14 protein-coding genes are annotated in these 13,396 nt (G+C 64.6%); 7 read left to right on the plus strand and 7 right to left on the minus strand.

The features are described 5' to 3' along the window. The first annotated feature begins 34 nt into the window (after positions 1-34). Positions 35-220, plus strand: coding sequence for a hypothetical protein (locus I6F21_RS20455; RefSeq protein WP_225141415.1), 186 nt, complete (start codon positions 35-37; stop codon positions 218-220). Positions 221-545: 325 nt separating this feature from the next. Continuing rightward, positions 546-1,685 carry a glucuronate isomerase gene (locus I6F21_RS20460; protein WP_225142768.1) on the plus strand — a complete coding sequence of 380 codons (1,140 nt, stop codon included), beginning with the start codon at positions 546-548 and terminating at the stop codon, positions 1,683-1,685. Positions 1,686-1,687: 2 nt separating this feature from the next. Here I6F21_RS20460 and gor read toward each other — a convergent pair whose 3' ends face one another. The 3 genes from gor to rpiA are packed head-to-tail and all read right to left on the minus strand — an operon-like array spanning position 1,688 to position 4,394. After that, entirely contained in the window at positions 1,688-3,076 is a 1,389-nt protein-coding gene (gene gor / locus I6F21_RS20465; protein ID WP_036001552.1) for a glutathione-disulfide reductase, read from the minus strand. Between the two features lie 47 nt (positions 3,077-3,123). Then, positions 3,124-3,666, minus strand: a complete 543-nt coding sequence (locus I6F21_RS20470) for a DUF2059 domain-containing protein (RefSeq protein WP_036001556.1) — start codon at positions 3,664-3,666, stop codon at positions 3,124-3,126. Next, positions 3,663-4,394: a ribose-5-phosphate isomerase RpiA gene (rpiA, locus tag I6F21_RS20475; protein WP_225142766.1), complete on the minus strand. Its 732-nt coding sequence runs from the start codon at positions 4,392-4,394 to the stop codon at positions 3,663-3,665. Before rpiA ends, I6F21_RS20470 begins: the two co-directional genes overlap by 4 nt. Before the next feature lie 175 nt (positions 4,395-4,569). On the opposite strand from rpiA, the gene I6F21_RS20480 reads away from it, so the two are divergent. The 5 genes from I6F21_RS20480 (at position 4,570) to I6F21_RS20500 (ending at position 10,555) form a co-directional block, all read left to right on the plus strand. Next, positions 4,570-5,277, plus strand: coding sequence for an HAD family hydrolase (locus I6F21_RS20480; protein WP_225142764.1), 708 nt, complete (start codon positions 4,570-4,572; stop codon positions 5,275-5,277). 265 nt (positions 5,278-5,542) lie between these two features. After that, positions 5,543-6,562, plus strand: a complete 1,020-nt coding sequence (moaA, locus tag I6F21_RS20485) for a GTP 3',8-cyclase MoaA (RefSeq protein WP_036001562.1) — start codon at positions 5,543-5,545, stop codon at positions 6,560-6,562. Positions 6,563-6,731: 169 nt separating this feature from the next. Beyond that, complete coding sequence (locus I6F21_RS20490; protein ID WP_036001566.1) at positions 6,732-7,313, plus strand: TRAP transporter small permease subunit; 582 nt, start codon at positions 6,732-6,734, stop codon at positions 7,311-7,313. A 27-nt stretch (positions 7,314-7,340) separates the two neighbouring features. Continuing rightward, positions 7,341-8,996, plus strand: coding sequence for a TRAP transporter large permease subunit (locus tag I6F21_RS20495; RefSeq protein WP_036001569.1), 1,656 nt, complete (start codon positions 7,341-7,343; stop codon positions 8,994-8,996). 269 nt (positions 8,997-9,265) lie between these two features. Next, a complete protein-coding gene (locus tag I6F21_RS20500) occupies positions 9,266-10,555 on the plus strand; it encodes a M20/M25/M40 family metallo-hydrolase (RefSeq protein WP_036001572.1) in 1,290 nt (429 codons plus the stop codon). A 167-nt stretch (positions 10,556-10,722) separates the two neighbouring features. Here the strand turns inward: I6F21_RS20500 and I6F21_RS20505 are convergent, their stop codons facing one another. The 4 genes from I6F21_RS20505 to I6F21_RS20520 form a co-directional block, all read right to left on the minus strand. Further along, positions 10,723-10,935, minus strand: coding sequence for a type II toxin-antitoxin system RelE/ParE family toxin (locus tag I6F21_RS20505; RefSeq protein ID WP_225142762.1), 213 nt, complete (start codon positions 10,933-10,935; stop codon positions 10,723-10,725). Continuing rightward, entirely contained in the window at positions 10,925-11,200 is a 276-nt protein-coding gene (locus I6F21_RS20510) for a type II toxin-antitoxin system ParD family antitoxin (protein ID WP_225112788.1), read from the minus strand. The genes I6F21_RS20505 and I6F21_RS20510 overlap by 11 nt, the downstream gene beginning before the upstream one ends. A gap of 99 nt (positions 11,201-11,299) precedes the next feature. Beyond that, the gene (locus tag I6F21_RS20515) at positions 11,300-12,589 is read right to left on the minus strand and encodes an ATP-binding protein (RefSeq protein WP_225142801.1); all 1,290 of its coding nucleotides are present in this window, start codon (positions 12,587-12,589) and stop codon (positions 11,300-11,302) included. A gap of 85 nt (positions 12,590-12,674) precedes the next feature. After that, positions 12,675-13,349 (minus strand): response regulator transcription factor, encoded by a 675-nt coding sequence (locus I6F21_RS20520; RefSeq protein ID WP_036001578.1) that lies wholly within the window; start codon positions 13,347-13,349, stop codon positions 12,675-12,677. Positions 13,350-13,396: the final 47 nt, after the last annotated feature.

Here is a 13,396-nt window from a genome sequence, read left to right on the forward strand (position 1 = left end):
CATTCCTGAATTGCGGAGATCGTTGGAGAAGCGCATGAATCGCACCACACCCTGCACCGGCTGCGGCCATGCGCTTGTCCCGATGCTGACGGCCCACGGCCACACGGAGCCGAGCTGCCTCTGGTGCGAAGGCTTCGACGCGCGCGCCATGGACATGGCGAAATGGGCAGGCAGCCCGTCCGGCAAGCCCGAGCCGGCGCTCCCGCGATCATTCGACTGAACCGTGCCAGGCGCCCGTCGCGGAGGCCGGCTGCATGCGCTTTTGCAGGGCATGCCGACAAATTAGACAAGACAAGCCGCTGCGCCCACTGACGGCTTGCCAGGACAGGTCGGGCGAGTTCGGCGCCACCCATTGCCTAACCTCAGGTGCAATCTCGATTATTTGCGCGTCGCGTGCAGCCGGCAGACCAGCGCGCCGCATTGCGCTCCGGCTGGCCTGAAATTCGCAAGACAGTATCAGGCCAAGTCCCTGCCCGGCCACGATGAGGAGCGGTCAGTCACGGCGCTCGGCTTCCGGGATGAATGGCCTCAGATCGGAGAATGCCATGAACGTGCATGCTGCCGGAAACATCAAATTCACCGGTCTCACCCATCCGAACGGCGCCCGGCTGCGCCTCAACGATCAGGACTTCGTGGCGATCGATCGCGACAAGAATGCGAATTTCGAGGCGACCTACCGGCCGCAGGCGCTCTACAACCGCGCCAACGAAGGCTTCCACGCCAACAACGAAACCTTCCTGCTGCACGAGGTCGCCACCAATCTGCCGATCTATCGGCCCGACACCGGCCCCACCGACTTCCATCTACATCTGCCGCCGGGCGGCTTTCAGCTCGTGCTGGTCACCTCGGGCGCGTTCACCTTCGACTATGACGGCCGCTGGTACAATGTCGGCCCGGGCGCGGTGATGCTGCAAAGCGCGATCGTGCATCGCCAGCTGTTCTACACCTGGTCGGGCCTGTCGACCGAAGAGAATTTGAAGACGCCGCAGACGGTGGTGCCCGATCCGATCTCGATGGGCTATTCCGGCAAATTTCTCGAAGCCTTCATCACCGATCCCACCACCTTTCCGAACCCGACCATTGTCGGCCCGGATCAGATCAATGAGGACGAAACGCCGCGCGTGGCCTGGAGCCATCCGCTGCATGACCGCCCGGCCGATGCCGGCTTCTGGCTTCAGGATCCCCTGGCGCTCGACGCGCTGTTCAAGCCGCTCACCGATGGTTCTGTCAGATCGGCGATGCCGGTTTACATTCGCGACATCGGCATCGAGATTCCGAGCGGGCATCTCGTCACCGGCCACATCATCGCGACCGACCCGCGTGGCCACGCGCTCTTGCCGAAGAGCACGTCTGCCGCGGCGGACGCGACCCGCTTTGCCAAGGGCGAGGTCGTGATCTATCGCGTCATTCGCGGCACGGCCGAGTTCAAGAAGAAGTCCGGCGAGAGCTTTGAACTCTCTGCCGGCGACGTGGTGACGGCGGGCAAGGATTCCATCAGCCTGATCGGCGTCGGCGAAAACACGCAGGTCCTCCGCCTCGGCCTGCTCAAGGGCATGAACGAGCTGCGCAGCTGGACGGCGACACAGCGCGACGAGATCGACGGCCTCGCCGGTCAGATCATCACGCAAAAGGACGTGCGTCCCCTGCGCACCGAAGGCAAGCCGGTCGGATATCTGTACGGCTGAGGCTACTCCGCCGCCTGCCGCACGTGCCGTGCGGTCGGGGTGCGCATGGTGACGAGCTCTTCGGCCGCGGTCGGATGCAGCGCGATGGTCGCGTCGAAATCGGCCTTGGTCGCCTTCATCTTCACCGCGATCGCGACGGCCTGCGTGATCTCGGCGGCGGCATCGCCGACGATGTGACAGCCGAGCACGCGGTCGGTCGCGCCGTCGACCACGAGCTTCATCAGCACGCGGGTGTCGCGGCCGGACATCGTCGCCTTGATGGGCCGGAACGTCGTCTTGTAGATGTCGACGTGGCTGAATTGCGCGCGCGCCTCGGTTTCCGTCAGGCCGACAGTGCCGACCTCCGGCTGCGAGAACACGGCCGTCGGGATATTGGCGTGGTCGACCTGCACCTCGCGCTTGCCGAACACCGTGTCGGCGAAGGCATGGCCCTCCCGGATCGCGACCGGCGTCAGGTTGAAGCGGTGGGTGACGTCGCCGATGGCATAGATGCTGTCGACCGAGCTCTTGGAGAAATGGTCGACCGCGATGCCGCCGTTGGCGGGATTGATGGCGACGCCGGCATTCTCCAGGCCGAGATTGGCGACGTTCGGATGGCGGCCGATCGCGAACATCACCTGGTCGGAGGCGAGGCTCGAGCCGTTCGACAGATGCGTGGTGAAGTCCTCGCCGTGGCGGTCGACCTTGGTCACGGTGCAGCCGGTGAGGATGGTGATGCCCTGCTTCTCCATCTCGGCGCGGACATGGGTCCGGACATCCTCGTCGAAGCCGCGCAGAATGTTGTCGCCGCGATAGATTACCGTAACATCGGAGCCGAAGCCGGCGAAGATGCCGGCGAATTCCAGCGCGATATAGCCGCCGCCCTGGATCACGATCCGCTTCGGCAGCCTCGCAAGATGAAACGCCTCGTTGGAGGAGATCACGTGCTCGATGCCGGGGATCGCCGCGCCATGGTTGGGCGCGCCGCCGGTGGCGATCAGGATGTACTTCGCCGTGACCTTCCTGTCGTTCTCGAGCAGGCGGACGGTGTGCTTGTCCTCGATCACCGCGCGGCTCTTGACGATCTGCGCGCCTGATTTCTCGACGTTGGCGGTGTAGGCCGCCTCCAGCCGCGCGATCTCCTTGTCCTTGTTGGCGATCAGCGTCGGCCAGTCGAAGCTGGCGGGCGGCACGGTCCAGCCGAAGCCGGCGGCGTCCTCGAGCTCGTGACGGACGTGCGAGCCGATCACGAACAGCTTCTTCGGCACACAGCCGCGGATCACGCAGGTGCCGCCCATGCGGTACTCTTCCGCGATCATGACGCGGGCGCCGTAGCCGGCCGCGATGCGGGCGGCACGGACGCCGCCCGAGCCGCCACCAATGACGAAGAGGTCGACGTCGAAATCAGCCATTATCCACTCCGACCCCTTATCAGGAACGAGCTTTCAGATAGGTGCGCTCAGATCTCCTTGCCACGCTTGCGCATCTCGGCACGGAAGGCGCCCATCACGGTTTCCGAGAAGTTCTGGGCCCAGCTGTTCATGAACGCCATGCTCTGCCCGATCGCGCGCGGCTCGGCATCGATCAGCTTCTTGCCCAGCGGCGACTTGTAGAAGGTGACGAGGTCCTTCAGCTCCTGCTCGGTGAACTCGCTGGCATAAATCTGCGCCATGCCTTCGCCGATCTCGCTCTGGCGGCCGTTGAGCTGCTGGGCCACGATCGGGGCGACCTCGTTGAGGTCCTTCTGGTAATTCAGGTTCTGCTGGATCAGCGCGCCCTTGGTCTTCTCGACCATGCCCGGCACGGCGCCCGCATACATCCCGGCGGCGTTCTTGATCTGCAGAATTTCCTTCGCTGCCGCAATCGCCGCGGGCGACGCCTTCGGCAGGGCCGGCGCCGCGGGAGCCTTCTGGCCCGCCTGCTGCGCGGCGACCGGGGCGGCCGAAAGGGCCAATCCCGCAGCGAGAGCCGCAGCCGGCAAGAATTTCAACACGTTCTTCATTCCTGGTCTCCTTTCGGCTTGCGCCGTTCAATCACGCGGATTCCGCCGCCGCCCGCCAGAACGGCCGAGCTGGCCAAGCCGATGAACAGCCCATGCTCGACCACACCGGGAATGGCGCTCAACGCCTTGGCGAGACCGGGGGGATCCGTAATACGTCCGAGCTGGGCATCGACGATCCAGTGGCCGCCATCGGTGACGAAAACGTGGCCGTCCTTGGCCCCGCCTTTGGCCTTGCGGACCGCCATTTGCCCGGAAACGCCGCATTCGGCAAATGCCTTTTCGATCGCGCGGCGCGTCGCACCGAGCCCGAACGGGATGACCTCGATCGGCAGCGGAAACTTGCCGAGCGTCGGCACCCATTTGCTGTCGTCGGCAATCACGATCATGCGGTCCGAGGCGGCCGCCACGATCTTCTCGCGCAACAGCGCGCCGCCGCCGCCCTTGATCAGATTGAGCTCGGGATCGATCTCGTCGGCGCCGTCGATCGTGAGGTCGAGATGGTCGATCTCGTCCAGCGTCGTCAGCTTGACGCCGCAGCGTTCCGCATCGGCCCGCGTCGCCTCGGAGGTCGGCACGCCGATCACCTTGAGCCCGGCGGCAACGCGTTCGCCGAGCAGCTCGACGAAGTGCTTGGCGGTCGAGCCGGTGCCAAGCCCGAGCTGCATGCCGTCGCGCACTTCCTCCAGCGCACGCGCCGCAGCCTGCCGCTTCAATTGGTCCATGGTCACGTGTGCGCCTGCCTTGTGAAGTCTCGGCCGATTCCGGCCGCTTTCGGGCGCCTATGTAGCCTCGTTTTTCCCAGGAGAACAGGGCCTGGAACAGGGTCTGGGAACAGGCCTATAAGGTGATCTTATGGGCCCGCCCCTTGCGCGGATAGGACCGGGCCGGTAGCGCTTGGGAATCATGACCTCCTTCAAGACGACTTCCCCTCACACCATCGTCTTCGATCTCGACGGCACGCTGGTGGATACGGCACCCGACCTGATCACGGCACTGAATTACGTGCTCGACCGCGAAGGCCTGCCGCCGGTGCCGATGGCCTCGGCCCGCAACATGATCGGCGCCGGTGCCCGCAAGTTGATCGAGCGGGGGCTGGAAGCGGAGGGCCGCACCGTCACGCCCGCGGACATGGACCGGATGACTGCGGATTTCATCGCGTACTATGCCGACCATATCGCGGTGGAATCCCGCCCCTTCGAGGGTCTCGAGGCCGCGCTCGACCAGTTTTCGGCGCAAGGCCACCGCCTCGCGGTCTGCACCAACAAGCTGGAATGGCTGTCGAAGCGCCTGCTGGACCAGCTCGACCTCAGCCGCCGCTTCGCGGCGATCTGCGGCGCGGACACTTTTGGCGTCCAGAAGCCCGATCCGACTATTTTTCGGGAGACGGTGGCCCGGGCCGGCGGCGACGTGAAGGCCAGCATCATGGTCGGCGATGCCGGAACCGATGTCGGTGTCGCCCGGCGGGCCGGCGTGCCCGTGATCGCGGTCAGCTTCGGCTACACCGACGTGCCGATCGCCGAGCTGAAGCCGGACCGCCTGATCCACCACATGCGCGACCTGCCGGCGGCCGCGATCAGCCTGATGACGGCAAGCAAAACAGCAACGCTTTGATAGGATTGCCATTTTCGCCGCCCCACATCCCGAATGGATGCATAGAGGGCTGACTTCACCGGCGCCGCGGGCGTTGCCGGCCGTACGCGGAACCCAGCTGCGAGCCCACCGAACGAGCCGAAATCCCGCGCCGAGGGGGTCACATGCGTCAGTGCTGCACTCACGTATACCACCCGATTGTCCTTGCCGCGTCCGATGCTTAGATTGCGTCGACCGCACCGCTGCAGCAAAGGTGCGCCCGTCGCCATAAGTGAAGGCCTCTCGCATGACCGGATCCGCCGCATTGTCGACCCCGATGACCGATCCGTTCGGGCGGACCATCACCTACTTGCGCGTCTCCGTCACCGACCGCTGCGACCTGCGCTGCTTCTACTGTATGTCCGAAGACATGACGTTCCTGCCCAAGGCGGACCTGCTGACGCTGGAGGAGCTCGATCGGCTCTGTACGGCCTTCATCGCCAAGGGCGTGAAGAAGCTGCGCCTCACCGGCGGCGAGCCCTTGGTCCGCCGCAATGTGATGTCGCTGGTGCGCTCGTTGTCGCGGCATCTGTCGAGCGGCGCGTTGAGCGAGCTGACGCTGACCACCAACGGCACCCAGCTTGCGAAGCACGCGCGGGAGCTCGCCGATTGCGGCGTCCGCCGCATCAACGTCTCGCTCGACACCCTCGATCCCAAGAAGTTTCGCGAGATCACCCGCTGGGGCGAGATCGACAAGGTGCTGGAGGGCATCGAGGCCGCGCGCGCCGCAGGGCTCGCCGTGAAGATCAACGCCGTGGCGCTGAAGAACCTCAACGAGGACGAGCTGCCTTCGCTGATGCGCTGGGCCCACGGCAAGGGCATGGGCCTGACGCTGATCGAGGTGATGCCGATGGGCGAGATCGGATCGGGCCGCATTGACCAATATCTGCCGCTGTCGCTGGTGCGCGCCCGCCTCGCCCAGCAGTTCACGCTGACGGATCTGGCCGAGAGCACCGGCGGTCCGGCCCGCTATGTCGGCGTCGCCGAGACCGGCGGCAAGCTCGGCTTCATCACGCCGATGACCCATAATTTCTGCGAATCCTGTAATCGGGTACGCATCACCTGCACCGGAACGCTGCACACCTGCCTCGGCCACGAGGATGCCTCCGATTTGCGCAAACCTCTGCGTGCATCGAGCGACGATCTATTGCTTGCGGATGCGATCGACCGCGCCATCGGGCTGAAGCCCAAGGGCCACGATTTCATCATCGACCGCCGCCACGACCGGCCCAGCGTCAGCAGGCACATGAGCGTCACCGGCGGCTAACTCCGTATAGTTGCGGCCCTATTCCCCTTAACTATCAACAAACTTCCGATTGACTGACGGCACGCCCGCTGGTTTGGTGCGGCGGCCTCATGCCTGCGCGGCGAGATAAGCCACGCGCCATCTCGGCGCAGTCAAGACGGCCGGGGCACAATCGGGGGAGGACCTATCGTTGCAAGCGCTCCTTAAGCTGAGCAGCAGGATCGACGCGTTCACGCGCTGGACCGGCAAACGTATTGCGTGGCTGATCGTGCTCGCCGTTGTCATTTCGGCGGTCAACGCGATCATCCGCAAGACGTTCGACACCTCGTCCAATTCGTGGCTCGAGCTGCAATGGGTGCTGTTCAGCATCGTCTTCCTGCTCTGTTCGCCGTGGACGCTGCTCGACAATGAGCACATCCGCATCGACATCGTAAGCAACACGATGCCCAAGAAGGCGCGCAACGTCATCGACATCGTCGGTCACGTGTTCTTCCTCATTCCGATCTGCATCGTCATGATCGTCACGGGCGTGCCGTTCTTCCTGCGCTCCTTCCAGATCAACGAGCAATCCGGCAATGCCGGCGGCCTGCCGCAATGGCCCGCCAAAGCCCTGATCATGGTGGGGTTCGCCTTCCTTCTGGTCCAAGGCATTTCCGAGCTGATCAAGCGGATCGCGGTGATGCGCGGCTTGATACCGGACCCGCACGAATCGCAGGTGTCGGCGCTCGAAGCGGAAGTCGAGCATCTCGTTGAAGCGATCGAGAAGAAGTAGCCGTTGGCGACGGTGTAGGGGGAATCCATGACCGCATTCATCATCGCCAATATGGCGCCCATCATGTTCGTATCGCTGGTCGTCATGCTGCTGCTCGGCTATCCGGCGGCATTCTCGCTCGGCGCCGTCGGCCTGTTCTTCGCCATCATCGGCGTCGAGCTCGGCCAGTTTCACCCCGACTTCCTCCAGGCCTTGCCGGAGCGCGTCTATGGCGTGATGAACAACGACACGCTGCTCGCGATCCCCTTCTTCACCTTCATGGGATTGGTGCTGGAGCGGTCGGGCATGGCCGAGGACCTGCTCGACACGATCGGCCAGCTGTTCGGCACGATCCGCGGCGGCCTCGCCTATGCCGTGATCTTCGTCGGCGCGCTGCTCGCTGCGACCACCGGCGTGGTCGCGGCGTCCGTGATCTCGATGGGCCTGATCTCGCTGCCGATCATGCTGCGCTATGGCTATGATCGCCGCGTGGCCGCCGGCGTCATCGCCGCCTCCGGCACGCTCGCGCAAATCATTCCGCCCTCCCTCGTCCTGATCGTGATGGCCGACCAGCTCGGCAAGTCCGTCGGCGACATGTACGAAGGCGCCTTCATCCCGGGCCTCGTGCTTGCCGCCCTCTACGCCGGATACGCTTTCCTCGTCAGCATGATCTGGCCGAAGGCGACGCCCGGCCTGCCGAAGGACGCCATCGGCTTCCGCGAAGAGAACGGCGATCGCGGCCTTGTATCGCTCGGTGTGCTGTTCCTCGCGAGCTGCGCATTCGGATGGCTCATGATGCGCAATTCCAGCACTCGTGGCGCCGATTACGTGGTGCTCAGCATGTTCTACGGCATCATCTTCGCATTCGCCGTCGCCGTGCTGAACTGGGTGGTGGATAAGCTGACCGGATTCCGTTTCCTCTCGAAGATGGCGCAGCAGACCACCTTCGTGATGGTGCCGCCGCTGTTCCTGATCTTCCTGGTGCTGGGCACGATCTTCATCGGCATCGCCACGCCGACCGAAGGCGGTGCGATGGGTGCCGCCGGCGCCCTCATTCTCGGTGCCGTGAAGCGGCGGCTGAGCTGGGACCTGATCCGGCAGGCCACGGAATCGACCGCCAAGCTGTCGGCCTTCGTCGTGTTCATCCTGGTCGGCGCCCGCATCTTTTCGCTCACCTTTTACGGGGTCAACGGTCACGTCTGGGTCGAGCACCTGCTCACATCGCTGCCGGGCGGCCAGATCGGCTTCCTGATCTTCGTCAACGCGCTCGTATTCGTACTGGCCTTCTTCCTCGACTTCTTCGAGCTGGCCTTCATCGTGATCCCGCTACTGGGACCGGCCGCCGAGAAGCTCGGCATCGACCTGATCTGGTTCGGCGTCATTCTCGGCGTCAATATGCAGACCTCGTTCATGCACCCGCCGTTCGGATTCGCGCTGTTCTATCTCCGGTCCGTCGCGCCGAAGGAGCGATACACCGATCGGGTCACTGGCAAGCGGATGGACCCCGTCACCACCGGCCAGATCTATTGGGGTGCGGTGCCCTTCGTCGTCATCCAGATCATCATGGTCGGCCTCGTGATCGCGTTCCCGTCGATGGTGATGCACTACAAGGGCGTGCAGACGAACATCGATCCCAGCACGATCAAGATCGAGGTGCCGCAGATCGAGCTGCCTCCGCTGGATCTCGGCCCTCCGCAGAAGTAGTGCGACAACTGGTTCTAGGCGCGAGCGCCCACACCCTCTTCCCTTCTCCCCTTGTGGGAGAAGGTGGCGCGAACGCAGTTCGCGCCGGATGAGGGGTTTCTCTCCGCGCATTTTACTCGCCGTCGGACTCGCGGAGACAACCCCTCACCCGGCTTCGCTATCGCGAAGCCGCCCTCTCCCACCAGGGGAGAGGGTGCAGCACGGCCGCGTGACAAGCGCCGCGAACACAGGCATATCGGCTCCTTCTTCAACCGAAGGACTGTCCGCTCATGCCCCGATCGCACCCCGCTTCCACGTTCTTTGGAACGTTGATCGCCTCACTCTGGCTGGCATCTGCCGCAACGCTGGTGCACGCCGAGCCGGTCGCCAACGTCCATGCGCTGGCGCAGAAGGAACAGCAGCCGCTGCTCGACACGCTGCGCGATCTCGTCAACATCGAATCCGGCAGCAAGGACATCGAAGGCCTGAACCAGATCGCCGAGCGCATTGCCGGTCAGCTCAAGCAACTCGGCGGCACGGTGGAGATCCTGCAGCCGACTGACATCTATCGCCTCGACGACACCCCCGAAAAGATCGGGCCGGCCGTGCACGCCGTGTTCAAGGGCACGGGGTCCAAGAAGATCATGCTGATTGCTCACATGGACACGGTGTACCTGAAGGGCATGCTGAAGGACCAGCCGTTCCGCATCGACGGCGACAAGGCGTACGGGCTCGGCATTGCCGACGACAAGCAGGGCATCGCGCTCATTCTCCATACGGTGGCATTGCTGCAGAAGCTGAACTTCAGGGATTACGGCACGCTCACGGTGCTCACGAACGGCGACGAGGAGATCTCCTCGCCCGGCTGGCGCAGCACCATCACCAAGCTCGCATCGGATCAGGACGTGGTGTTCTCGTTCGAAGGCGGCGGCGCCGACGGCACGCTGCGCCTCGCCACCAGCGGCATCGGCTCGGCCTATCTTACCGTGCATGGCAGATCGTCACATGCCGGCGCACGGCCCGAAGGCGGCGTGAATGCGCTGTACGAGCTCTCGCACCAGGTGCTGCAGATGAAGGACTTGTCCAAGCCCGAGCAGGGCCTGAAGCTGAATTGGACGGTGTCCAAGTCCGGAACCAACCGCAATGTGATCCCTGCCGAGGCGACGGCCCAGGCCGACGCGCGCGCCCTCAAGGTGTCCGACTTCGACGAGTTGCAGAAGGCGCTGCAGGACAAGATCAAAAATCGCCTGCTGCCCGATTCCAGAGTCGAGCTGAAGTTCGAGGTGCGGCGCCCGCCGCTCGAACCCAGTGAGGCCTCGCGCCGGGTGGCGGCCTATGGCAAGACGATCTATGGGGAGATCGGACTATCCCTCAAGGTCGACGAGAAGGCCATCGGCGGCGGCACCGATGCGGCTTTTGCCGCGCTGCAATCCAAAGGAGCCGTGGTGGAAGGCATGGGCCTGTCGGCCTTCGGTGCGCACTCCAACGATGCCGAATATGTGCAGGTGGGCAGCATCGTGCCGCGGCTCTATCTGACGACACGCATGATCATGGACCTGTCCACCGGCAAGCTTAAATAGCGGCTGCGGTCGCCGTCACTCTCCGGCTCGCGGCCTTCCGTTGCGACGAGACAGAGCGAAGCTCTTTCGTCCGAACAGGAGTGTTCAGACATCGCCTTCGAAATGACGTCCGGCATATGCGATTGTGACGATCTCGACCTCTGTCTTCAGGACACGGAACGCGATCGTCACGCGCCGCTTGAATCCGACGGTACGCAGACCGGAAGAAGATCGTCGCGACTGGTCCCACGGTTGGGAAAGGTGGCGAGAGCCTTGCATGCCTTCTCGATACGGTCGATATAGCCGCCTGCAATTCGGTAGCCGGCACGTTCTGCGATGTACTCGTAAAGGCCAACCAGATCGGCCTCCGCCTCCGGTCGGAATACGACCTTAAGCGCCACGCTTGGCTGCCTTCACGTTTCTGGCGTGACGAGTCCGCAGGCGCTTGAAAACGTCGCTCGCAGCAACGCTGGGGCGGGGATCCTGGACCGAAGCTCGGACCTTGGCGGCCAGATATTCGTCAAGCGCGGCATCCTGACGATCGAGGGCGCGGAGGGCCGAGCGCATGACTTCGCTGGCGGAGGCATATTCGCCTGACTTCAGGCGGGCTTCCAGGCTCGCGCGCTGCGGGCCAAGAGTGACGGGGATCGGCTTGCTGGTCCGCATGTGGTCCCCCTTCAGTGCTCTACAACGCAAGATATGACAATGTCCATGCCTCAAGCGCCATCCGGGCTCCCTGCTCCGCGCACGGGAAAAGGTGCACTGTCATTGCCGGGCCAGTTCCTCCCCCATCGTGACCTTGTCCGCCAGCCGAAACCGCAGCGTGAACTCCGCACCGCCGCCGGGGAGGTTCTGCACCGCGACCGTGGCGGCGTGATCGTCCGCTACGGCGCGCACGATCGAGAGTCCCAGCCCCGCACCGTCGCTGCGCCGGCGGTCGGCGCGCCAGAAGCGCTGGAAGATCAGCTCGCGCTCAGCCTCCGCGATCCCCGGGCCGGAATCGCGCACCCGCACCGAACCGTCCTCCCCTACCTCGACCTCGACGGTGGTGCCCTCCGCCGTGAACTTGATGGCGTTTTCGGCAAGATTGAACACCGCGCGCTGCAGCATCTCCGAATTGCCGTGGATCAGGACCGGTGCGTCGGTGCCCTTCAGCGCGATGTCCTTGCGTTGCGCGATCGCGAACGGGGCGATCGAGCCGACCACCTCGGTACAGACGGCGCGCAAATCCGCGGCCTCGCCGGGATCGAGCACCAGGGTGTCGAGCTCGGCGATCTCAAGCAGCTGGGCGACGATCCGGCTCATGGCCTCGATGTCGGCATGCAGCGCCTGCCGTTCGGCGCCGTCGCCGAGCGTCTCGATCCGCGTGCGCAGGATCGCCAGCGGCGTGCGCAATTGATGCGCGGCATCCGCCGTGAACTGCCGCTGCACGCGAAAGCCGGCCTCGAGGCGGTCGAGCGCCTGGTTCACGGCGGTGACCAGCGGCACGATCTCGCGCGGAATCTGCTCGGTCGGCAGGCGAATGTCGGTGCGTGCAGGGCCGATGTTGCTGGCCTCCTGGGAGGCCTTCCACAACGGCGCGATCGCGCGGCGGAAGATGATGATGTCGATGGCAAGCAGGACCAGGAGGATCGGGACGGTGATCCACCCGACCCGCCGAAAAAAGTTCGAGACGATATCGTCGATGATGACGTCCCGGTGGGCCAGATCCTCGGCAACCTGGATGCGCACCGTCTTGCCCGCAACGTCTCGCGTGACGCTGGCGCCGGAGACGGTGTCGGAGAAACGGGAGGGCGCCGTCGCGGCGGAACGCCGGTGCGAGGAGAACAGCAACCTTCCGTCGGCATCGCGAATGTCGAACTGGTAGCGGCCGTAGGCGTCCGAATAAAGCCCCTTGAGGCTGTCGGGCAGGTTGAAGGTCAACGTGCCGTCCGGCTGCGCGACGATGCGCTCCGCCAGCACCTCGGCCTGCGCGCGCATGGCATCGCGATGCAACTGGTCGATCTCGGAGTTGAGCAGCCAGAACAACACCAGCGGCAGGAAGATCGCGACCATCGCGACCGCGACGATGTGCAGAAACACGATGCGCGAGATCAGCGATTTGAAGGTCAGCGATCCGGCACGGCCCGCGGCGGGCACGCTATTTCTCCTCGGTCATGAGATAGCCGACGCCACGGATCGTATGGATCACGACCTTGGCGCCGTGTTCAGTCAGCTGCTTGCGCAGCCGCGACACGTAGACCTCGATCGCATTGGAGGCGACGTCGCCTTCGAGACCGAAGATGTGGTCCTCGACGTTCTTCTTCGGTACCACCCGCCCCTGCCGGCGCAGCAGGATCTCGAGCACCGAGGTCTCGCGCGCGGAGATGATCCGCGGCTGGTCGTCGACGAAGATCTGCCGGCTCTCGGTGTCGTAGACGAGGTTGGCGAGAGTGAGCGAGCGGCCGAGCAACTGGCCGGGGCGGCGCAGGATGGCCTCCAGCCGCGCCACCAGCTCCTCCATCGCGAACGGTTTTGCCAAATAGTCGTCGGCGCCGCTGCGCAGGCCGGTGACGCGGTCCTGCAAGCCGCCGCGCGCGGTCAGCACCAGCACCGGCAGCGGCTCCATCTTGAGGCGCAGCTCGCGCAGCACCGACAGGCCGTCGGCATCGGGCAGACCGAGGTCGAGGATCATCGCGGCATAGCTGACGCTGTTCACCGCCTCGCGCGCCTCGGCCGCGCTGCCCACGATGTCGCTCTCATAGCCGGCTGCGGCCAGCCCACCGGCCACGAGCCGCGACAGCTCGGCATTGTCCTCGACGATCAGAAGCCGCATCGCATATCCGCTGGACGTTCCTGATACCGCACCGCTCGCGCCGCATC

It is taken from the genome of Bradyrhizobium sp. NBAIM03, from assembly GCF_020194055.1.
Classification (GTDB): Bacteria; Pseudomonadota; Alphaproteobacteria; order Rhizobiales; family Xanthobacteraceae; genus Bradyrhizobium; species Bradyrhizobium yuanmingense.